The sequence below is a fragment of the Telluria sp. BA11 genome (assembly GCF_056680305.1).
Genome location: NZ_CM155275.1, coordinates 4,352,363 through 4,373,765, shown reverse-complemented (window position 1 = coordinate 4,373,765; position 21,403 = coordinate 4,352,363). Strand labels below are relative to the sequence as shown.

The window sequence follows — 21,403 nt, the reverse complement described above, 5'->3', positions numbered from 1 at the left end:
AATTTCACGTGCCTGACTTGTTTGGGGAAAGATTCGTGCGTCCAGAGCGGCCGCCGTGATGGCCTGCACGTCTTCATGGTCATTTCGGCTACAATTTTGCAACCCTGCATGTGCCTTCTTGCTTCTCCCTCACTGCCCTTTCAAGGATTCATCATGATCGTCCTCATCACCGGCGCATCGGCCGGCTTCGGCGCCGAAATGGCGCGTACCTTCGTTTCGCACGGCCACCGCGTGATCCTGGCAGCCCGCCGCACCGACCGCATCGCCGATCTGGCAGGCGAGCTGGGCGACGCCGCCCTGCCGGTAACGCTCGACGTCACCAGCCGCGCATCGATCGAAGCGGCGCTAGCCGGTTTGCCAGCCGACTGGAAGGGGATCGATGTGCTGATCAACAATGCCGGCCTGGCCCTGAATACGGTGCCGGCGCACGAAGTGCCGCTGGAAGACTGGGAAACCATGATCGCCACCAATTGCAAAGGCCTGGTGACGATGACCCGCCTCGTGCTGCCCGACATGGTCGCGCGTGGCAGCGGCCTGGTGATCAATATCGGCTCGACCGCCGGCCACTACCCTTATCCAGGCGGCAACGTGTACGGCGCCACCAAAGCGTTTGTCGAACAGTTCACGCTCAATCTGCGCGCCGACCTCGTCGGCACCGGCGTGCGTGCGACGAATCTGGCGCCGGGCTTGTCCGGCGGCACGGAATTCTCCAACGTGCGCTTCAAGGGCGACGATTCGGCAGCAGCCAAGGTCTACGAAGGGACGACGCCGCTGAGCGCAAAGGATATTGCCGACACCGCGTACTGGATCGCGACGCTGCCACCGCACGTCAACGTCAACAGCATCGAACTGATGCCGACCTGCCAGGGCTTCTCGCCATTCACGATCAAGCGCGCCTGATTGCTCGCTAGCCCGCGCAGGCACGTGCGCGGGCTAGCAGATTGGCCACCGATAGCACGGTCGCCATTTGTGAGAAAATGTTACAGTGATTGGTCTTTTTGCCAAGTTTCAAGTCTACTACCGCTCAAAAGCACAATTTTGTGCGAGGGGTACGTAAGTAATTTCCACGATCGATGGCCGGAAACGGTGATATCGAGAAGGAAACTCGCGTAGAATGTTTCTCATGTTCATGTATCGGCAGTAACAATGTCTTCAGTATTTAACTGGCCAGTCAGGGTGTATTACGAAGATACCGACGCTGGCGGCATTGTCTTCTATGCCAACTACCTGAAATTCTTTGAACGCGCCCGCACCGAATGGCTTCGGTCACTGGGCGTGCAGCAACAAGCCCTGCTCGACGCGGACAACACCGCATTCGTCGTCAAGAATGTGACCCTCGACTATCACGCTGCGGCGCGCCTCGACGACCAGCTGACGATCCAGACCAGTGTTTCCAGGCTGGGCCGCGCATCGGTCCAGTTTCTGCAGCAGGCCTGGTGCGGTGAAACCCTGCTCAATACGGCGAGCGTGACCGTGTGTTGTGTCGATATTGCCACAATGCGCCCGCGCCCCTTGCCTGACCACGTGGCTGCTAAAATGCGTGCCGCCTGAATACATACCTAAATAAATAGCCCATGACCGTCACCCCAGACCTTTCATTCGTCGCCCTGATCGGCAATGCCCACGTGCTGGTGCAATTGATTATGGCCTTGCTGTTACTGCTGTCGATCGTGAGCTGGACCTACATCTTCCGCAAGGTATTCGCGATCCGCGCCGCACGTGCGCAGACCGAGCAGTTCGAGCGTAGTTTCTGGGCCGGCGGCAACCTGCACACGTTGCATCAGAGCGCCAGCAGTCAGCGCGACCAGAGCGGCGCCCTGGCCCGCATCTTCGAGTCCGGCATGGGTGAATTCATCAAGGGCAAGCAAGCATCGCGCGAAACGCTCGACATGAACTCGGTGCTCGACGGCGCCCGCCGCGCCATGCGCGCTTCGTTCCAGCGCGAACTCGATGCACTCGAATCGCACCTGAACTTCCTGGCGTCGGTCGGCTCGGTCTCGCCGTACATCGGCCTTCTGGGTACCGTCTGGGGCATCATGAACGCGTTTCGCGGTCTGGCCAGCGTCGAGCAGGCCACGCTGGCGATCGTCGCGCCAGGCATTGCCGAAGCACTGATCGCGACCGCAATCGGCTTGTTTGCCGCCATTCCGGCCGTGGTGGCATACAACCGCTTCACGCACGATATCGACCGCCTGGCCAACCGCTTCGAGAGCTTCGTCGAAGAATTCTCGAACATTCTCCAGCGCCAGTCGCGCTGATCCAGGGAGCCTGACCATGGCCTTTTCCAGCAGCATGCGCGGCGGACGTCGCCGCAAGTTCAAATCCGAGATCAACGTCGTGCCGTACATCGACGTGATGCTGGTGCTGCTCATTATTTTCATGGCAGTGCCGGCCAACCAGGCGCCGAGCGTGGTCAACCTGCCGCGCGCCGAGAAATCGGCGCTGCCGCCGGACACCTATATCCAGATTTCGATCGAGCCCGAGAATCGCCTGTCGATCGGCGTGCAGGGCAAGGGACGCGTGGCCCAGGAAGACGTGGCCGACCGCTCTGCCCTGCTGCAGCGCCTGCGCGCGCTGCATGAAGAACATCCCGATTATCCGGTGCTGATCGCGGGCGACCGCGAGAGCAAGTACGACGACGTTATCCAACTGATCTCGGAAGCCAAGAAGATGGGTATCAACCGGGTTGGCCTGGCCACCCAGTGATGTCGATGCATTGATGCCTAGAATATGCCCGAAATAAAGCCAGACAACGCCGGCGTGCCGTACCACGTGCCGCCCGAACCGAGCCGCCTGCCATCGTTCCTGCTGGCAGTGGCCGTGCACGCCGCGTTGCTGGCGTTTCTGTGGATCGGCGTGAGCTGGACGGCCAAGACGCCGATCACGGTCGAGGCCGAAGTGTGGGACATGTCAGTGCAGACAGCAGCCGCCCCCGAGCTGCCGCCCGAGCCTACCCCGGAGCCCGAGCCAACCCCTGAACCGGAGCCAGCGCCCGAGCCGACGCCGGAACCCGTGCGCACCCCGCCACCGCCGCCGCCACCACCGGTGGTCGAAGAGCCGGCGCCGAAGCCAGCGCCGGACATCGCCCTGCAGCGCGAAAAGGAACGCAAGGCCGAGGAAGCGAAGAAGAAAGCACTGGCCGAGAAACGTGACGCGGAAAAACGCGAGCGTGAGGAAAAGCTCGCCGAGCAAAAGAAGAAGGACGAGGCCGAGCGCAAGCAGAAAGAGAAAGAAAAAGAGCTGCTCGCCAAGAAGGAAGCGGACGAAAAGAAAAAAGAAGCCGAGAAGGAAGCCGACAAGAAAGCGGCAGCGCTGGCCGCGGCTGAAAAGAAAAAAGAAGCGGACGAGAAAAAGAAAGCCGATCAGGTCGCAGCGGCTGCCGAGAAGAAGAAAGCGGATGCCGCGAAAGCCAAGGCAGCCGCTGCCGAAGACGCCAAGCTCGCAAAGCTGCGTGCCGATGAGCTCAAGCGCATGGCCGGCGCCATGGGCAGCGGCGGCAGCGCGGCCAAGTCGACGGGACCGAAGTCGGACGGCGGTTATATCGCCGCGATCACGGCGGCCATCAAGAGCAGCACGGCCTATCCGGGCAACACCGATGTATCGGGAAATCCACGCGCCACGTTCCGCGTCGACCAGTTGCCGACCGGTGAAATCATGTCGGTCAGGTTGGTGAAAAGCAGCGGTGTGCCAGAATTTGACAGGGCAGTGGAAAATGGTATCAAGAAAGCATCGCCACTGCCCAAAAAGAAGGACGGGACCGTGGAGCGTACGCTTGACGTGAATTTCTCGATGCGCGATTACGATTGATTCGGTTCGAACCAGTTTTACAAGAGAAACTATGAAAAAAATCCATTTCTTGCTGTTTAGCGCTTCCCTCGCCATGGGATCGGCAGCCAATGCGCAGCTGCAAATCGAAATCGCCGGTGTCGGCAGCAACCAGATTCCGGTCGCCATTGCGGCCTTCGCCGACGAATCCGTCGCACCCGATAAGGTCTCGGCCGTCATCCGCGCCGACCTCGAGCGCAGTGGCGTATTCAAGGTCATCGACGCTGGTCAGGTCATCAGCGACCGTGACGCCGGCAGCATCAATCTGGCTGCCTTCAAGGCCAGCGGCGCCGACGCGCTCGTGGTCGGCAGTGTGTCCAAGCAACCGGATGGCCGTTTTGCCATCCGCTACAAGCTGATGGACACCGTCAAGGGTGGCGAAATTTCGCAGATGGGCGGCGAAGTCCAGCCCCGCTACACGCGCCTGCAGGCGCACCGCATTGCCGACGATGTCTATGAAAAGCTGACCGGTGTGCGCGGCATCTTCTCGACCCGCATCGCCTACGTGAAAGCCGACAGCGGCGCCAAGCGCTATGTCCTGGCCGTGTCGGATGCTGACGGCGAGAACGAAGTCATCGCCACCCAGGGCAAGGAGCCGATCATTTCGCCATCCTGGTCGCCGGACGGCTCGAAAGTCGCCTACGTCTCGATGGAAGACCGCAAGCCGGTCGTGTATCTGCAAGACCTGATGACGGGTCGCCGCAACGTGATCTCGAACCAGAAGGGCAACAACTCGGCGCCATCGTGGTCGCCGGACGGCTCGACGCTGGCCGTGGCCCTGTCGAAGGACGGCAATACCGAGATCTACTCGGTCAATTCGGGCGGCACCGGCCACAAGCGGCTGACCAACAACCCGGCGATCGACACCGAGCCACAATATTCGGCCGACGGCCGGACCATTTATTTCACGAGCGACCGCAGCGGTGGCCCGCAGATCTACAAAATGAGCGCAGCCGGCGGCAACGCCACCCGTGTGACGTTCAATGGCAGCTACAACATCAGCCCACGCGTGTCGTCCGACGGCAAGACGCTGGCCTGGATTTCGCAGCGCGGCGGCGCTTACTCCTTATATGCGATGGACCTGGCCAGCGGCCAGGAACTGCGCCTGGCCGATGGGGCCACCGAACCGAGTTTTTCGCCTAACGGCAAGTACATCATGTATGCAACCAAGGGTGGCGGTCGCACCTCGCTGGCCGTGGTGTCTGTGGATGGACGAGTCAAGCAACGCTTGACGACCAAAGCGGGAAACATTCGGGAGCCCAGCTGGGGTCCCTTCATGAAGTAAGAAGTAAAACCTCAACATAACAGGAGAAAATCCATGCGCAACTTCAAGAGTGTAGCTTTCATCGTTTCCACCGCAGCCCTGCTGGCCGCTTGCTCGTCGCCAACCAAGCTGAACGAAACCCCGGTCGTCGAGAAATCGCCAACGCCGGCAGCGCCAGCTGCTGATCCACGCGACATCAACCCGGTCCAGACCGGCAGCGTCGATCCGCTGAACGACCCACAAGGCGTTCTGGCCAAGCGCAGCATCTACTTCGACTACGACAGCTTCGTCGTGCGCGCTGATGGTCAGCCAGTGGTCCAGAACCACTCGAACTTCCTGACCAAGAACACGTCGCGTAAAGTCCTGATCCAGGGCAATACCGATGAACGCGGCGGCACCGAGTACAACCTGGCCCTGGGCCAGAAGCGTGCTGAAGCCGTCCGTCGTTCGATGGCGTCGCTGGGCGTGTCGGAAAACCAGATCGAAGCCGTGTCGCTGGGCGAAGAAAAGCCAAAAGCCACCGGCAGCAACGAAGAATCGTGGGCTGAAAACCGCCGCGCAGACATCGTCTATCAATAACCGATTCGGCTGAACAAGCCGGACAGGTTCGATTGACAGGGGGCGGGACGCAGTGCAGACTGCTACCCGCCCCTTGTTTTATCTCAGCAACCGCCGAAGTCACCGGCTTAGTAGAAAGAACACAACGCTTATGCTCAAACTGTCCAAGTCCCGCCTCGCATGCCTCGTGCTGGCCCTGTCGATGCCGCTGCACGCCGTCGCCGGCCCGTTCGACGACGAAGAAGCGCGCAAGGCCATCCTGGACCTGCGCACCAAGGTCGACAACATCACGCGCGACCTGACCGCACGCATCGACAGCAAATCGGACAAGACGGTGCAGATCGAGATGCTCAACCAGCACGAGCAGACGATGCAGGAAATCGCCCGCCTGCGCGGCCAGATCGAAGTGCTGGCCAATGAAGTCGCGAAAGCCCAGAACAGCCAGAAGCAGCTGTACGCCGACCTCGACGCGCGCCTGAAGAAGGTCGAGCCGCGCGCCGAAGTGATCGACGGCCAGGCCGCCGAAGTGCTGCCGACCGAAAAGACCGCCTACGAAGCCGCCACTGCCATGTTCCAGTCGGGCGACTATAAGGGCGCCTCGGTCGCGCTGCAGGAATTCGTGCGGCAGTTCCCGCAGTCGCCGTACGCATCGAACGCGCAGTACTGGCTCGGCAACACCTTCTACGCACTGGGCGACTACAAGAAGGCCATCGCAGCGCAGCAGGTCGTCACGACCACCTACGCCACCAGCCAGAAGGTGCCGGACGCGATGCTCAATATCGCCAGCAGCTACGCCCTGCTCAAGGACAACAAGAACGCGAAGAAGTCGCTCCAGACGCTGGTGGCAAAGTACCCGGATTCGAGCGCCGCGCAGACCGCGCGCGATCGGCTGGCGTCGCTGAAATAACCGTAACGGCGAGCGACACACCGGGCGCAGCATTTGACAGCGCCCGTGTCGCCCCCTATAATCTTGCTTCTTCGGGTCGTTAGCTCAGCTGGTAGAGCAGCGGACTTTTAATCCGTTGGTCGCAGGTTCGAATCCCGCACGGCCTACCAAAGATTCAGCAGAAAAGCCAACCTTCGGGTTGGCTTTTTTGTGTTCCGCTCACATTAGGATAATCCCACCATGACTTATGAAGATTTTCTCGACGAGGTGACCACGCTCCTCACGGAGATGTATGACCTCACCGACGAAGCGGCGATCAAGCTGGTGGTCGATGCGCAAGCCAACGATTACTTTGTCGCGCACGACGACAAGGAAGAGCTGCGCACCGCCGAGCAAGCCAAGCTGGACGCCACCGCGCTCCACGAAGGCAAGCAAAACCGCAACCAGACGCAGCGCAAGCAGCAGCAGCGTCAGGTGCAGAAGAAAAAAGCGACCTGATCCCGGATTGAACAGGCATAGCCAGGAAAACGGTTCTGGCGTTGCGCTACTTCTTCACTGGTTTGTGAACGGGCAGCGATGGATGTTTTGGTTTGTTCGGCGGATTGACGTGACGGCGCTGATCATCATGCCCGTCCTCCCGCTTGGGCTTTGGCCCTGGTTTGATGGAGTTCGACATTGTGTGCTCTTTCAAGAAGTGGACATACCAGGATGACTACTGCAAACAGCACGTAGGGTGGACGGCTATGCCGTCCACGCGTTCACCTTCATTCGATTCGTGGTGACCCAGAAATCGTTGAACGCGTGGACGGGAAACCCGTCCACCCTACGGTCTCACTGATCAGCGTTTTAACATCCGACCAGAATTTCGCGATACCACAAGTTTTACAGTGTATTCGCCTTTTGATCATCCATCAGCTTTTCTTCAGTCCAACACCGCCACCAATCAGGCAGCCACGGCCGGATGCGCCTGCTTCCGGTACAAGAACTCCAGCACCTGCCGCCGATGCTCGGTATAGCGCGCATCCTGCGCCAGCGCCACCCGGTCACGGGGCCGCTCGAGTTCCACGGCGACGATCTCGCCGATCGTGGCTGCCGGCCCATTGGTCAGCATGACGATCCGGTCCGACAGCAGCACCGCCTCGTCCACATCGTGCGTCACCATCACCACGGTGGATTTCGTGGCCGCCACGATCTTGAGCAGTTCGTCCTGCAAGTGCGCGCGCGTGAGCGCGTCGAGCGCGCCGAACGGCTCGTCCATCAACAGCACCTTCGGCTGCATCGCCAGCGCCCGCGCGATGCCGACGCGCTGCTTCATGCCGCCCGAGATTTCATGCGGCCGCTTGGTTTCGGCGCTCGTCAGGCCCACCAGCGCCAGCGCATCCATCGTCCGCTCGCGCAACTGCGCGCGGGATTCAGCCCCGCCAAACACCCGCTCGACGCCCAGGTGGATGTTCTCGTAGCACGTCAGCCATGGCAATAACGAATGATTCTGGAACACGACCGCGCGCTCCGGTGACGGGCCGCCGATCTCGCGGCCAGCGCAGATCAGCAGGCCTGCGGTCGGCTTGAGCAGTCCGGCGATCAGGTTCAGCAGCGTCGACTTGCCGCAGCCCGAGTGGCCGATCAGCGTGATGAATTCGCCCTTGCTGACCGTCAGGTCGATCCCCTGCAACGCCGGGAACACGCCCTTCTTGGTGTGAAACGCCATCTCGACGCCGGTGATGTCGATGAATTTCTTTTGCAGTTCGTCCATGATCGAAACCCTTTCAGTTAGCCACTTGTTCGTGGGTCAGTGCGCGTGCCAGCGACACCAGCGCCAGTTCGAGCAGCAGGCCGACCACGCCGATGATGGCAATCGCGATCATGATGTGCGCCACGTTCAGGTTGTTCCACTCGTCCCACACCCAGAAGCCGATGCCCACGCCGCCGGTCAGCATTTCGGCCGCGACGATGACGAGCCATGCGGTGCCGATCGCCAGCCGCACGCCGGTCAGGATGTACGGCAGCGCCGATGGGAGCAGGATCTTGGTGAGGATCTTCCACTCCGACAGGTTCAGCACGCGCGCCACGTTCATGTAGTCCTGCGGCACACGCTGCACGCCAACGGCCGTGTTGATGATCATCGGCCAGATCGAGCAGATGAAGATCGACCAGATCGCCGCCGGGTCGGCCGACTTGAACACCAAGAGGCCAATCGGCAGCCAGGCCAGCGGCGACACGGGCTTGAGCAGACTGATGATCGGGCCGAACATGCGGCTGACAAACTGCACGCGCCCGATCACGAAGCCCAGCGGAATGCCGATCAGCGCCGCCAGGCCGAAGCCGATCGCCACGCGCTGCAGCGACGCCAGCACGTTCCAGCCGATGCCCTGGTCGTTGGGGCTGTTGCGGTAGAACGGATCGGCAAACAGTTCGAGCGCTGCCTGCCACGTGACCAGCGGCGACGGAAACGCCTCGTTCTGCGCGGCGATCACTTGCCAGACCAGCAGCACGAGCGCGATGCCGGTCAGCGGCGGCGCCACGCGCCGGACTGCCGTGGCAAACGGCTGTGCGCGACGCGCAGCAACGGTGCTGGCTGCCGGCTTGCGCGGCGTCACCGTGCGCGCCGGGCCGCTGACGGCCACCGGCACTGGCGCCGGCTCGTTGGGAACGGATTTCAACAGGGCATTCATGACGGCTCCTCGCAGTACGGGTGGATGGTCAAGCCTTGACCTTGAACGACGCGGCATACGCCTGTGGGTTCTTGCCATCCCACACGGTGCCGTCCATCAGCTTCGATGTGCGCAGCAAGCTCGCCGGGACCGGCGTCTTCGTCATCGTGGCCGCGTCCTTGTACAACTGGACCTGGTTGACCGCCGTGGCCACCGCCAGGTAATCCGGATCGCTCTTGAGCAGGCCCCAGCGACGATGCTGCGTCATGAACCACATACCGTCGGACAGGTACGGGAAGTTGACCAGGCCATCGTTGTAGAACTTCATGTGGTTCGCGTCGTCCCAGGTCTTGCCCATGCCGTTCTGGTAGCGGCCCATGATGCGCTGGTCGATCGCATCCTTGCTGGTGTTGACGTACGACTTGGCGGCGATCACTTCGGCCATCTTGTTCTTGTTGGCCAGCGACGCATCGATCCACTTGCCCGCCTCCAGAATGGCAGCCATCATCGCGCGGCACGTGTTCGGATTGGCCTTGGCAAATTCCAGCGTCGAGCCCAGCACCTTCTCGGGGTGGTCGCGCCAGATGTCCTGGGTCGTCGTGGCGGTGATGCCGATGCCGTCCATGATGGCGCGGTGACCCCACGGTTCGCCCACGCAGAAGCCGTCCATGTTGCCGATGCGCATATTGGCTACCATCTGCGGCGGTGGCACCGTGATGACCTTGGCATCCTTCATCGGATTGATGCCGTTGGCGGCGAGCCAGTAATACAGCCACATCGCGTGGGTGCCGGTCGGGAAGGTTTGCGCGAACGTGTAGTCGCGCTTTTCGGTGCGCATCAGTTTGGCGAGCGAGGCGCCGTCGACCGCGCCCTTGGTGGCCAGTTGCTTCGACAGCGTGATGGCCTGGCCGTTGTTGTTCAAGCCCATCAGCACGGCCATGTCCTTCTTCTGGCCGCCAATGCCCATCTGCACGCCGTACAGCAGGCCGTACAGCACGTGGGCGGCGTCGAGGTCGCCATTGGCGAGCTTGTCGCGCACGCCGGCCCATGAGGCCTCTTTGCTCAGCACGAACTTGACGCCGTACTTCTTGTCGAAGCCCAGCACCGACGCCATCACGACCGATGCGCAATCGGTCAGCGGAATGAAGCCGATCTTGATCTCGGTCTTTTCCGGTTTGTCCGACCCCGCTGCCCATGCCCCGCCCCCGGCCAGCCCCAGCAGGCTGCCGGCCGCTGCCAGCGACGCACCCTGGATGATATTGCGGCGCGTCCCATCGACGTTCGTCCCGGTAGAAGGGTTGCCCTGCGCTTGACGCTGTTGATTTTCCATTGCGAATCCCAAAAAGTGATCAGGCAAAAAAAAACGGCTACCCCACATGAACGTGTTCATGCGTTGGTAGACGTCGTTGTCCGGGGAGGCGGGGCCAGCGTTGGCATTCACCTCGTGCGCTCCGTTGCGCATTACTCATTACGCAAGCTTCGTGCCAGTGACCGCCGCAGAGTGAGCGTACGAATGGCCGCTGCTGCGGTGCACCGCAGCATGGCGCGCGCGGCGCACTACGATCGCGCAGCGCCTCTTTTTGGACGGTCCTGCAGGCCGGGCAAGCCCGCTGTCCGTACGCGCGCACGGTTGACAACGTGGCCTTCCACAACCCAATGCGTGCATGCTAGGATTGTTTATTGCCTCAAACACAAGCACGAGTACATTACTACCACTACTGACCTTGCACCGCCGGGGCCTGCAACTGGAGCCATTTATGCACACCGAACAAGTCCAGCGTCACCGCACGCCGATCCATACGGCGACCGCCGTCGACCGCAGCAATCCAAAAAAGCCACGCCGTCATATCGCGAAAGACATCGTCGCGAGCAGTCGCCGCCTGCGCCAGCGCATCGGCGTGGTTGCCGTCGTCTGCATCAGCCTGGCCACGCTGCTGGTGGCGTTCGAGTAAGCCGGGCATTACGCCCCGCCTTGTGCCTTGCCTGGCGCCTTGCCCGCGCCGCAATGGCCGGGCTATACTGCGCCGTCACCCGTTCAGCCAGGATTGCATGTCGCTGTTGCACACCTTACGCATCACCCACACCAGCACGGCCCTGCGCCGGCTGCTCCTGTGTGCGTGCGCGCTGATCCTGGCACTGCAACTCATCGGCAGCTCGTACCACGAGCATGATCTGGCCGAGCAGCTGTCCGACTGTGTCAGCTGCCAGGTCGCCGCCCACGCCACGGCGGACCTGCCGGCCGTGTCACCACAATTGCTGGCCGTCTTCCTCGCGGTCGTCTACCTCCTCGCGCGCCTGCCGCGCCCTGCGCCGTTCTACCGGCGCCAGTACCTGATCCCTTCCCCCCAGGCGCCACCACGCCACCAGTCCGTCCACTGACTCGTCTTGCCCCGACGCGGTCACTAACGTGACGTGACGGCGTCGCGGCGCGAGTCATCTCCGTCCCGTTTGCCGGCGCCGCACCTGCGCGTCTGCAACGAGCGCGCACGCTGCATGCGTGCGCCGGCATAGCTTGTTTACTTTGAAAGAACACGATGACCATGACCACTCCTGCCATGGAAGCGACCGGCGTGACCGTCGCCTACGGCGCCACGACCGTCCTGCGCGACCTGAACCTGCGCGTTGCGCGCGGTGAAATCTATGCCCTGCTGGGCGGCAATGGCGCCGGCAAGTCGACGACGCTCAACGCCTTCCTCGGCTTTCTCGCACCGCAGACCGGCAGCGTGCGCGTGTGCGGCATCGACGTCGCCGCCGACCCGCTCGCCGCGCGCGGCCAGCTTGCCTACGTGCCCGAAAACGTCGCGCTCTACGAACACCTGAGTGCCCGCGAAAACATCGACTACTTCCTGCGCCTGGCCGGCAGCGCTCCGCTTAATGCCACTCTTAACGCTACCATCGACGATGCCCTGAGCGCCGTGCGGCTCGATCCGGCCGCATGGACGCGTCGCCTGGGCGGCTACTCGAAAGGCATGCGCCAGAAGGTCGCGATTGCGCTGGCCGTCGCGCGCCAGGTGCCGCTGCTATTGCTCGACGAGCCGACCACGGGCCTGGATCCGCAGGCCACCAGCGAATTCAACACGCTGCTGCAGGACTTGCGCGCACGGGGCAGCGCCATCTTCATGGTCACGCACGATTTGCTGGGCGCGGCCGAAGTGGCCGACCGCATCGGCTTTCTGGAGCGCGGCCACATCAGCCACGAAGTGGCCGCCAGCGGCGCCGAACACTATGACGTGCGCGACCTGTACCGGCGCTACGCCGGTGCCACTAACGCTGCCGCCAGACCGGAGGCCGCATGAGCGTTTCTCGAGCACTGCCCGCGGTTGCCGTGGGCGAGTGGCGCGCGATGCTGCGCAACCAGGTGGCGGTCGCCGCCGGCATCCTGATGCTGGCGCTCACGCTCGTGGCCATCGTCGTCAGCCATGAGCGTGTGGGCGCCGTGAACGCCGAACGTGCGCGCTTCCAGAGCACGGTCGACGCCCAGTGGGCCAACCAGCCGGACCGCCACCCGCACCGCGTCGTCCACTATGGGCACTATGTGTTCCGGCCACTGAGTCCCCTCGCCTTCTTCGATTTCGGCGTCGATCCGTTCACCGGCAGCACGCTGTTTTTGGAAGGTCACCGCCAGAACAGCGCGAACTTCAGCGACGCCGCCCAGTCGTCGGTGCTGCTGCGCTTTGGCCAGTTGACGCCCGCCTTCGTGCTGCAGGTGCTCACGCCGCTGCTGATCGTGTTCCTCGCCTTCGGCAGCGTCGCGCGCGAACGTGAACGTGGCCAGTTGCGGCTGCAGATCGTCCAGGGTGTGCGCGGCGCGACGCTGTTGCTGGGCAAGCTCGCGGCCCATGCGGGTGTGGCGCTGCTGCTGGGTGCGCCGGCCTTTATCGCGCTGGTGGCGATCGCCGTCGTGCACCCGACCGTCGCCGCCGAGGCGATCGCGCTGCTGGCCGGGTATGCGCTGTACCTGCTGGTGTGGGTCGTGGCGGCCGTGCTGGTATCGGCGTCGCTGCCCCGGGCGCGCGATGCGCTGCTGGCACTGGTGGCCGGCTGGATCGTCACGGCGATTCTGCTGCCGCGCGTGATGCCCGATGTCGCGGCCGGCGACGTGGGCCGCCCGAGCCGCATCGAAACCGAGGTTGCGATCCACGATCGGCTGGCCGCGATCGGCGATAGCCATAATCCCGACGACCCGTACTTCAAGGCGTTCCGGGCGCGCACGCTGCAACACTACGGCGTGACGCGCGTGGAAGACCTGCCGGTCAACTACAGCGGCCTGTTGATGGCCGAGGGCGAGCGCATGACGAGCGCCCTGTTCGATGAATTCATGTGCGCCGATCATGCGCGCCAGAGTGAAGAAAGCGCGATCGTCCATTCGGCCAGCGTGGCCAGTCCGCTGATCGCGCTGCGCCGCATGTCGACTGCGCTATCCGGCACCAACCTCGACAGCCACGCGCGCTTCCTGCTCGAAGGTGAACGCTACCGCTACGCCTTTGTCCAGCGGCTCAACGGCCTGCATGTCAATGTTGTCACGCCCACTGGCGCCGGCGACGAGCGCATCGACAAGCACCACTGGGAAGACACGCCCCGCTTCGGCTACGCCCCTGCCCCGTTCGGCGAGGTCGCCGCGCGCCACGCCTGGCCCGCGTTCACCCTGCTGGGCGGCTGGCTGCTGGCGTTATTCACCATCGGCGGCTGGGTTGCCAAACGCCTGGAAAGGAATCCGGCATGAAAACGTATCTTCTTGAACTGCGCCAGATCGCGCACTCGCGCCTGGCCGTCGGCGCTGTCGTGCTGCTGGCGCTGCTGTCCGCGCTGTCCGTCTGGACTGGCCTGCACGCCGTGAGTCAGCAGCGCGCCACGCTCGAGCGCATCGCCGCGAGCCATGCCCATGACCATGCGGCCATCCTGGCCACGCAGTTACGCGCTGTCAGCAAAACCGGCAGTGTCGAAGCCGGTGCGGTCGGCTACTACCTGCCGCACCTGACCGTCAATCCGCCGTCGCCGCTGGCGTTTGCCGCCATCGGCGGACGCGATCTGCAGCCTTCGGCGCTGCGCGTGCGCATCCTCGGGTTGCACGCGCAGCTGTACGAATCGGAGTCGATCAATCCCGAGCTGGCCATGCCTGGGCGCTTCGATTTCGCGTTCGTGCTGGTGTACCTGACGCCGCTGTTCGTCATCGCGCTGATGCACGATCTGGTCTCGAGCGAGCGCGAGGCCGGCCGCCTGCGCCTGCTGGCGTCCCTGCCGAAAGGCGCGGCCGACACCTGGCGCCGCCGCGTCGGCTTGCGCTACGGGTTGCTGTGGCTGGCCGCGCTGCTGCCGCTGGCAGTGGGCGTCTTCATCGCCGGCGCCGGCGTGACGGGTTTCGGCCAGATTGCACTGGTGGCGACGCTGTACCTGGCGTTCTGGTTTGGCCTGGCGGCCTGGGTGGCGGCGCGTGCGCGCACGTCGGCCGGCAGCGCCGCGATCCTGCTGGCGAGCCTGGTGGGACTGACGATGATCCTGCCGACACTGGCCGATGCGGGCATCGCGCGCCTGTCGCCGGTGTCGAAGGGGGTCGAGCTGGCGCTGGCGCAACGCCAGGCCGTGCACTCGGCGTGGGACGTGCCCAAGCCTGAAACGTTCGAGAAATTCTTCCGCACGCATCCCGAATGGAAGGACACGGCGCCGGTCACCGGGCGCTTCCACTGGAAATGGTATTACGCGATGCATCAGGCGGGCGACGACGCGGTGGCGCCAAGCGTGGCGCAGTACCGCGCCAGCATGATGGCGCGTGAAGACTGGACCGCGCGCGCCGGGCTGCTGCTGGCGTCGGTGAACGTGCAGGTGCTGCTGCACCGGCTGGCCGATACCGACCTGGCCTCGCAACTGGCGTACCACGACCGCATCGGGGCGTATCACACGCAGCTGCGGCAGTTCTTCTATCCGTACCTGTTCGAGGAGCGGCCGTTCACACCAAGCGATGCGGCGAAGCTGCCTGTGTACGACGGCCGTGCGATGAAGGGGACGCTGGCGCCGGGGCAGTTGCTGGCGCTGGCCGTGCTGGCCTTGCTGCTGCTGGCGGCGGGGCTGCGCAGATTGCGCACGGTGCGGTAGGATTGGCGGCCGGGCCGCCAATCCCGGACTGCGTCAGAACTCTTCCCAGCCGTCGCCGGCGCTGGCGTTGGCTGTTTCTGCCTTCGCTGCCTTCGCTGGCTTCACCGGCTTCGCGGCTGGCGCGGCATCGGTGCGGGCTTTTGTCACGACCGGTTTTACCGGCGTTAGCACCGGTGCTTTCGTAGGCAACTTCGCAGGCAACTTCGCAGGCGCCTTCTCTACCGGCTTCGGCGCCGCATTGGCTACCATCTTCGGCATGCTGGCGACCACGCGCGGCTTGGCCGCAGCTGCGCGCACGCCTGCCGGCGTAGCAAGCTTGAACTCGCCCACGGTCTGCGCCAGCTTGGCCGCTTCTTCCTGTAGCGACGTCGCCGCCGCCGACGCCTGTTCGACCAGCGCCGCATTCTGCGTGGTCACCTGATCCATCTGCGCCACGGCGCCGTTGATCTGCTCGATGCCAGCCGTCTGTTCCTGGCTGGCCGCGGTGATCTCGGCCATGATGTCGGTCACGCGGTTCACGCTTTGCACGATTTCGGCCATCGTCGTACCGGCGCGGTCCACCAGTTCCGAGCCGTGGTGCACCTTCTCGACCGAATCGTCGATCAGCACCTTGATTTCCTTGGCCGCTGCCGCGCTGCGCTGCGCCAGGCTGCGCACCTCGCCCGCCACGACTGCAAAGCCGCGGCCCTGCTCGCCGGCGCGCGCTGCTTCGACGGCCGCGTTCAGGGCCAGGATATTGGTCTGGAACGCGATGCCGTCGATCACGGCGATGATGTCGACGATGCGGGTGGCCGACGTATTGATCGCGCCCATCGTCTGCACCACCTCGGCCACCACGGCGCCGCCCTTGCCTGCCACTTCCGACGCCGATGTGGCCAGCGCATTGGCCTGGCGCGCGTTGTCGGCATTCTGCTTGACGGTCGACGTCAGTTCTTCCATTGACGAGGCGGTTTCTTCCAGCGAGCCGGCCTGCTGCTCGGTGCGCGACGACAGATCCAGGTTGCCAGCCGCAATTTCGCTGGAAGCGGTGGCGATGTTGTCGGTACCGGTGCGGACCTGGCCGACAATGCGCACGAGCGATTCGTTCATGTCCTTGAGCGCCTGCAGCAGACGGCCGGTTTCGTCGGTCGACGTGACCTCGATGGTCTGGGTCAGGTCGCCCTGGGCGACGGCGCCGGCGATCTTCACGGCCTGCTCGATCGGACGCACGATCGCGCGCACCAGCAGGTACCCGACTAGCGCGGCCATGATGAGGCCGAAGGCCAGGCCGGCCAGGCACACCGCGCGCACCAGTTCAAAGGTCGCCTGCGAGGCCTGGTATTCGGCCAGTGCTGCGGCCTGCTGCTCGTCGATCAGCCGGATGCCCAGCGTATTGAGCGATGCATACAACTGTGTCATTGGCCCGTTCAGCAGCTGGATCGCCTGCGCATTGTCATTGGCGCGAATCGCCGCCACTGCCGGCAGCAGGCCGCCATCGAGGAACGCCTTGCGCGCTGCGGCGATCTCTCCGACCAGCGCGCGCTCCTTCTCGCTCATCGGGATCTGCGTGAACTGGCCCCAGAGCTTGTTGATGGTAGCGCTCGTCGCTTGGACGGTGTCCATCGCAGCGCTGCGCTGGGCGGCATCTTCCAAAGTGACCGCCTTGGCCACGGTCAGCTGGTTTGCCGTGATCAGCTGCGTGACCTCCCCGGCCTGGCTCAAGCCGACCAGGCGGCGATCGTACATCTGCTTGAGCTCAGCGTTGGCCGTGCCGAGGTTGTAGATGCCGATGACGGCGCCGGCGATGAGTTCGACCGCGAGAAACGCGATGACGAAAATGAGGCGCGACTTGATGCTGAGATGTTTGAACATGTTCGCTGGGCTGACGTGAGAGGAATAAGAAGGTGCGTTATTGGATTATAGAAACTTTGTCTTCCCTGTGGGAAGTATTGAACGGAAGATTGACGGGTTACCTATACAAGCCGCTGCCAGCGTCGCTGGTCCGCAACAGCCAAGGGCTGCCAGTACAAGCTGCGCCTTGGCAAAAATGACTAGCGCACTGTGAACAGGCAACTTTGTCGATAAAATGACACGATTGTCCACGTCGTCCCATCGAAGCCCCCATGACACTTCCCGTCCTGCTCAACCTGGCCATTGCCCTGGCCGTCTGCGTCTTCCTGTACCGGTTGCAGGCCAATCATGTTTCGTTCACCAAGCGGGTCTTTGCCGGCCTTGGCCTTGGCGTTCTGCTCGGGGCCGCGCTGCAGGCGATGTACGATGTGGCGGGGCCGGAGATCAAGGCCACCAACACCTGGCTCAACGTGATCGGCAGCGGCTATGTCCAACTGCTGCAGATGATCATCATTCCATTGATCATGGTCTCGATCATCCAGGCGATCCTGAAGCTGCGCGACGCCTCCTCGCTCGGCAAGATCAGCACGCTCACGATCGGCATCCTGCTCATCACGACCATCGTGGCGGCCTCGATCGGCATCCTGATGGCCAAGCTGTTCGGCCTGACGGCGGTCGGCCTGACCTCCACCGCCGCTGAAGTCGCGCGCGGCGAATACATGCAGGGCAATCTGGCAGCGGCCAAGGAACTGTCGCTGCCGTCGCTGCTGCTGTCCTTCATCCCGGCCAACCCGTTCCTCGACATGACCGGCGCGCGCAAGACCTCGACCATTGCGGTGGTGATATTCGCGATCTTCATTGGTGTCTCGGCCACCGGCATCGCCGGCAAGAAGCCGGAAGTCTTCACGTCGTTCAGCAGCTTCGTGCACGTGGCCCACGTGATCGTGATGCGCATGGTCACGCTCGTGCTGCGCCTGACCCCGTACGGCGTGTTCGCGCTGATGGCCAAGGTCGTCTCCAGCTCGAGCTGGCAAGACATTCTTGGCCTGCTCAACTTCGTGGTCGCCTCGTATGCCGCGCTGGCGCTGATGTTCTGCGTCCACCTGGCGATGGTCGCAGCGGCCGGCCTGAAGCCATGGCGCTACGTGAAGAAGATCTTCCCGGTGCTGGTGTTCGCATTCACCTCGCGCACCAGCGCCGGCTCGATCCCGATGAGCGTGGCCACGCAGACCGCGCGCCTGGGCACGCCCGAAGGCACGGCCAACTTCGCCGCCTCGTTCGGCGCCACGATCGGCCAGAACGGCTGCGCCGGCATCTACCCGGCCATGCTGGCGGTGATGATTGCGCCGACGGTCGGCGTCGATCCGTTCACGGCCGCGTTCCTGCTGCCGCTGCTGGCGATCATCGCCTTCGGCTCGATCGGCGTGGCAGGTGTCGGCGGCGGCGCCACCTTCGCCGCGCTGATCGTGCTGTCGGCGATGGACCTGCCGGTGGCGCTCGCGGGCCTGCTGATCTCGGTCGAACCGCTGATCGACATGGGCCGCACGGCGCTGAATGTCAGCGGCTCGATCGCCGCTGGCACCGTCACCAGCCGGGTCATGGGGCAGACCGATATGCGCGTGTTCAACGATGACGCCGACATCAACCTGGACAGCGAGGCGCGGGCCGTCTGACGCTGCCCGACGGTTTCCGTGCACGGAACAATCGTGCGCTGAAGCCGTCATGAAACCTTCTATGATGACGCCAAGATAACTTTTTGGCGGACTTTATGGAACAAAAATGGCCACAGGAAATTTGGGTCGTGCGGCATGGACAGAGCGCCGGCAACGTCGCCCGCGACCTGGCTGAAGCAGCAGCAGGACACCGCATCGACATCGCCGAGCGCGACGTCGACGTGCCATTGTCCGACCTTGGCGAGCGCCAGTCCGACGCCCTCGGCGCCTGGTTCGCGTCGCTGCCGGAAGCGCAGCGCCCGACCGTCGTATTGCATTCGCCGTACGTGCGCGCCGCCGAAACGGCCAACCTCGTGATGCGCCACCTCGACCGCGACAGCCTGTGCGTGCGCGAAGACGAGCGCCTGCGCGAGAAGGAATTCGGCGTGCTCGACCGCCTGACGACGCACGGCATCGCGCACGACTTCCCCGACCTCTACGAGCAGCGCCATCACGTCGGCAAGTTCTATTTCCGCCCGCCCGGCGGCGAAAGCTGGTGTGACGTCATCCTGCGCCTGCGCAGTGTCATGGATACGCTCGAACGGGAATTTGCCGGCGAGCGCGTGCTGATCGTCGCGCACCAGGTCACGGTCAATTGCTTCCGCTACCTGTTCGAGCACCTCACCGAAGCGCAGATCCTGGAATTTGACCGCAACGACGATGTCCCGAACTGTTCCGTCACATCGTACGAATTCGATCCCGAGGCCGGCAAGCACGGCGACCTGGCGCTGCGCTTGGTCAATTTCGTCGCGCCGCTGGAGGAGACCGGCACACCGGTCACCGTGGCCAAGGACGTCGCATCGGCCCCCAACGCATAAGGGCATCCCCCATGGACATGAACCAGGTACACGACGTCGACCCCGCCATGCTGGCCGCCTGGCCACTGCCGCAACCGGGCGCGGCAGGCGACAAGGAAGTACGCGGCCACATTTTGATCATCGGCGGCTCACGCGAAATGCCGGGCGCCATCATCCTGGCAGCCACGGCCGCGCTGCGCGCCGGGGCCGGCAAGCTCACGATCGCGACCGGCGCCAGTGTCGCCCAGCTGGTCGCACTGGCCATGCCCGAGGCGCGCGTGATCGGCCTGACCGAGCACGATACCGATGGCTTCAGCCTCGACGCCCTGTCCAGCCTTGACCCGCTGGCCGATCGCGTCAACGCCGTGCTGGTCGGGCCCGGCATGCGCGACGAAGCGAGCACAGCGCGCCTGGTGCATGCACTGCTACCCCACCTGGTCGACGCGGACGTGGGCCTGGTGCTCGACGCCTGCGCGATGGACGTTCTGCTCTATCCACCAGAGCACTGGCCCGAGGGCAAGCCGATGCGTTTTGACCGTCCCGTGATCATGACACCGCACTGCGGCGAAATGGCGCACCTGACGGGCATCGACAAGGATTGCATCGTCGGCCTGCCCGATGCGCCGGCCCTGGCCGCGGCGCGCGACTGGAACGCCGTCATCGCACTCAAGGGCGCGCGCACCGTGATCGCCGCGCCGGACGGCACGCTGTGGCAGCACGAAGGCGCCGGCAATATCGGACTGGCCAGTTCCGGCTCGGGCGACGTCCTGGCCGGTATCATCGGCGGCCTGCTGGCACGCGGCGCCACCGAAGCGCAGGCGGCCTGCTGGGGCGTCGCGCTGCATGCACGCGCCGGCGACCGGCTGGCGCAGCGTCTGGGCACGCTCGGGTATCTGGCCCGCGAGCTTGCCGCCGAGGTACCAATTTTATTGGAGGAGCTTGGCGGGCAGGACAAGCCAGCGGCAGCGCCCGCCCCGCCCGTCGCGGGCGATGTCCACCTGGGCACCTAGAACACTCGCGGTCACACGATCTGTGTAAATAATGTTACCGATTTCCGTAAGTGTGCGGTATCTAACGAACCAGCTGTCGGGCTTGCGGTCTAATCGACACAGATGCATTGAAACACATTGAAGTCGAAACAGATTCACTGAAGTACGCACTGGGGCCGCGTATTGCGTCGGTACCCTCAACGTTTCACCAGCGACCATCGCGTCACAGTGGAACCGATCTGGCGCCGCAATGTCCCAACAAGCAGTCCGGGATCTGTGGCACACAAATAGACGTCAATCGAGGAGTGAAAAAATGAATGCAATGACCAAGGCACCAAAAATCCTGCTGACCGCCGCTGTGCTGGCAACCCTGCTGGGCGCATGCAAGAAAGATGAAGCAGCGACCACCACGACCGTTCCGGCTGACACCTCAGCCACCATGCCAAGCAGCACCTCGGGCGCCACCGGCACCATGGGTGACACCGGCGCTGGCGCAACGGGCACCGGCACCACCGGTACGGGCGACATGGGCACGGGCGCTGCTGCCGGCACCACCGGCACCACGACCGACACGTCGGGCGCAGCTGGCACCATGGGCACGACTGGTGCTACCGGCACCACGGGCATGACCGGCACTGCAGAAGGCGCCACCAGCCCACAGACCACCGACCCACAAAGCACCACCACGCCGCCAACCGGCACGACCGGCAAGTAATCGCGGTCAACCAGCCGAACAGCGCCCTGCAAATCGGGGCGGGTTCGGCGCACCATCGCAGCCCGGCTTCTTAGCCGGGCTGTTTG

22 protein-coding genes and 1 tRNA gene are annotated in these 21,403 nt (G+C 63.7%); 19 read left to right on the top strand and 4 right to left on the bottom strand.

Features of this window, described 5'->3' with window-relative positions; all coding sequences use genetic code 11:
* Nucleotides 1–153 precede the first annotated feature (153 nt).
* The 10 genes from AC1MGT_RS19230 (at nt 154) to AC1MGT_RS19185 (ending at nt 7,031) form a co-directional block, all read left to right on the top strand.
* Nucleotides 154–900: an SDR family oxidoreductase gene (locus AC1MGT_RS19230; protein ID WP_332529820.1), complete on the top strand. Its 747-nt coding sequence runs from the start codon at nt 154–156 to the stop codon at nt 898–900.
* Nucleotides 901–1,146: 246 nt separating this feature from the next.
* A complete protein-coding gene (gene ybgC / locus AC1MGT_RS19225; protein WP_499501613.1) occupies nt 1,147–1,551 on the top strand; it encodes a tol-pal system-associated acyl-CoA thioesterase in 405 nt (134 codons plus the stop codon).
* A 23-nt stretch (nt 1,552–1,574) separates the two neighbouring features.
* Nucleotides 1,575–2,258, top strand: coding sequence for a protein TolQ (tolQ, locus tag AC1MGT_RS19220; protein ID WP_183550516.1), 684 nt, complete (start codon nt 1,575–1,577; stop codon nt 2,256–2,258).
* Between the two features lie 16 nt (nt 2,259–2,274).
* Entirely contained in the window at nt 2,275–2,706 is a 432-nt protein-coding gene (locus AC1MGT_RS19215; protein WP_332529818.1) for a biopolymer transporter ExbD, read from the top strand.
* Nucleotides 2,707–2,730: 24 nt separating this feature from the next.
* Nucleotides 2,731–3,807: a cell envelope integrity protein TolA gene (tolA, locus tag AC1MGT_RS19210; protein WP_499501612.1), complete on the top strand. Its 1,077-nt coding sequence runs from the start codon at nt 2,731–2,733 to the stop codon at nt 3,805–3,807.
* A 31-nt stretch (nt 3,808–3,838) separates the two neighbouring features.
* Nucleotides 3,839–5,110 (top strand): Tol-Pal system beta propeller repeat protein TolB, encoded by a 1,272-nt coding sequence (gene tolB, locus AC1MGT_RS19205; RefSeq protein WP_499501611.1) that lies wholly within the window; start codon nt 3,839–3,841, stop codon nt 5,108–5,110.
* A gap of 33 nt (nt 5,111–5,143) precedes the next feature.
* The gene (gene pal, locus AC1MGT_RS19200) at nt 5,144–5,668 is read left to right on the top strand and encodes a peptidoglycan-associated lipoprotein Pal (protein WP_499501610.1); all 525 of its coding nucleotides are present in this window, start codon (nt 5,144–5,146) and stop codon (nt 5,666–5,668) included.
* A gap of 130 nt (nt 5,669–5,798) precedes the next feature.
* The gene (gene ybgF / locus AC1MGT_RS19195) at nt 5,799–6,554 is read left to right on the top strand and encodes a tol-pal system protein YbgF (RefSeq protein ID WP_499501608.1); all 756 of its coding nucleotides are present in this window, start codon (nt 5,799–5,801) and stop codon (nt 6,552–6,554) included.
* Nucleotides 6,555–6,627: 73 nt separating this feature from the next.
* Nucleotides 6,628–6,703 (top strand) — tRNA-Lys (locus tag AC1MGT_RS19190).
* Nucleotides 6,704–6,773: 70 nt separating this feature from the next.
* Nucleotides 6,774–7,031, top strand: coding sequence for a hypothetical protein (locus AC1MGT_RS19185; RefSeq protein ID WP_258836033.1), 258 nt, complete (start codon nt 6,774–6,776; stop codon nt 7,029–7,031).
* 445 nt (nt 7,032–7,476) lie between these two features.
* Here the strand turns inward: AC1MGT_RS19185 and AC1MGT_RS19180 are convergent, their stop codons facing one another.
* The 3 genes from AC1MGT_RS19180 to AC1MGT_RS19170 are packed head-to-tail and all read right to left on the bottom strand — an operon-like array spanning nt 7,477 to nt 10,514.
* Nucleotides 7,477–8,286, bottom strand: coding sequence for an ABC transporter ATP-binding protein (locus AC1MGT_RS19180; RefSeq protein WP_499501607.1), 810 nt, complete (start codon nt 8,284–8,286; stop codon nt 7,477–7,479).
* Between the two features lie 13 nt (nt 8,287–8,299).
* On the bottom strand, nt 8,300–9,205 hold the full coding sequence (ntrB, locus tag AC1MGT_RS19175) for a nitrate ABC transporter permease (protein ID WP_499501606.1): 906 nt from the start codon (nt 9,203–9,205) through the stop codon (nt 8,300–8,302).
* Nucleotides 9,206–9,233: 28 nt separating this feature from the next.
* The gene (locus AC1MGT_RS19170) at nt 9,234–10,514 is read right to left on the bottom strand and encodes a CmpA/NrtA family ABC transporter substrate-binding protein (RefSeq protein ID WP_499501605.1); all 1,281 of its coding nucleotides are present in this window, start codon (nt 10,512–10,514) and stop codon (nt 9,234–9,236) included.
* A gap of 427 nt (nt 10,515–10,941) precedes the next feature.
* Here AC1MGT_RS19170 and AC1MGT_RS19165 point away from each other — a divergent pair, with 427 nt between their 5' ends.
* From AC1MGT_RS19165 to AC1MGT_RS19145, 5 genes are all read left to right on the top strand, one after another.
* Nucleotides 10,942–11,136 (top strand): hypothetical protein, encoded by a 195-nt coding sequence (locus AC1MGT_RS19165; protein ID WP_183550491.1) that lies wholly within the window; start codon nt 10,942–10,944, stop codon nt 11,134–11,136.
* Between the two features lie 97 nt (nt 11,137–11,233).
* Complete coding sequence (locus AC1MGT_RS19160; protein ID WP_499501604.1) at nt 11,234–11,563, top strand: hypothetical protein; 330 nt, start codon at nt 11,234–11,236, stop codon at nt 11,561–11,563.
* Nucleotides 11,564–11,724: 161 nt separating this feature from the next.
* Nucleotides 11,725–12,480 (top strand): ABC transporter ATP-binding protein, encoded by a 756-nt coding sequence (locus AC1MGT_RS19155; protein WP_499501603.1) that lies wholly within the window; start codon nt 11,725–11,727, stop codon nt 12,478–12,480.
* Nucleotides 12,477–13,907 carry a DUF3526 domain-containing protein gene (locus AC1MGT_RS19150; protein WP_499501602.1) on the top strand — a complete coding sequence of 477 codons (1,431 nt, stop codon included), beginning with the start codon at nt 12,477–12,479 and terminating at the stop codon, nt 13,905–13,907. The genes AC1MGT_RS19155 and AC1MGT_RS19150 overlap by 4 nt, the downstream gene beginning before the upstream one ends.
* Nucleotides 13,904–15,274 (top strand): DUF3526 domain-containing protein, encoded by a 1,371-nt coding sequence (locus tag AC1MGT_RS19145; protein ID WP_499501600.1) that lies wholly within the window; start codon nt 13,904–13,906, stop codon nt 15,272–15,274. Before AC1MGT_RS19150 ends, AC1MGT_RS19145 begins: the two co-directional genes overlap by 4 nt.
* Before the next feature lie 33 nt (nt 15,275–15,307).
* Here AC1MGT_RS19145 and AC1MGT_RS19140 read toward each other — a convergent pair whose 3' ends face one another.
* Nucleotides 15,308–17,125, bottom strand: coding sequence for a methyl-accepting chemotaxis protein (locus AC1MGT_RS19140; RefSeq protein WP_499501599.1), 1,818 nt, complete (start codon nt 17,123–17,125; stop codon nt 15,308–15,310).
* Between the two features lie 251 nt (nt 17,126–17,376).
* Between AC1MGT_RS19140 and AC1MGT_RS19135 the strand changes: the two genes are divergently transcribed.
* The 4 genes from AC1MGT_RS19135 (at nt 17,377) to AC1MGT_RS19120 (ending at nt 21,317) form a co-directional block, all read left to right on the top strand.
* Entirely contained in the window at nt 17,377–18,777 is a 1,401-nt protein-coding gene (locus AC1MGT_RS19135; RefSeq protein ID WP_499501598.1) for an L-cystine transporter, read from the top strand.
* 95 nt (nt 18,778–18,872) lie between these two features.
* Nucleotides 18,873–19,634: a histidine phosphatase family protein gene (locus AC1MGT_RS19130; RefSeq protein ID WP_499501597.1), complete on the top strand. Its 762-nt coding sequence runs from the start codon at nt 18,873–18,875 to the stop codon at nt 19,632–19,634.
* An 11-nt stretch (nt 19,635–19,645) separates the two neighbouring features.
* Nucleotides 19,646–20,623 (top strand): NAD(P)H-hydrate dehydratase, encoded by a 978-nt coding sequence (locus AC1MGT_RS19125; protein ID WP_499501596.1) that lies wholly within the window; start codon nt 19,646–19,648, stop codon nt 20,621–20,623.
* A gap of 292 nt (nt 20,624–20,915) precedes the next feature.
* Entirely contained in the window at nt 20,916–21,317 is a 402-nt protein-coding gene (locus tag AC1MGT_RS19120; RefSeq protein WP_499501595.1) for a hypothetical protein, read from the top strand.
* The last annotated feature ends 86 nt before the right edge of the window (nt 21,318–21,403 follow it).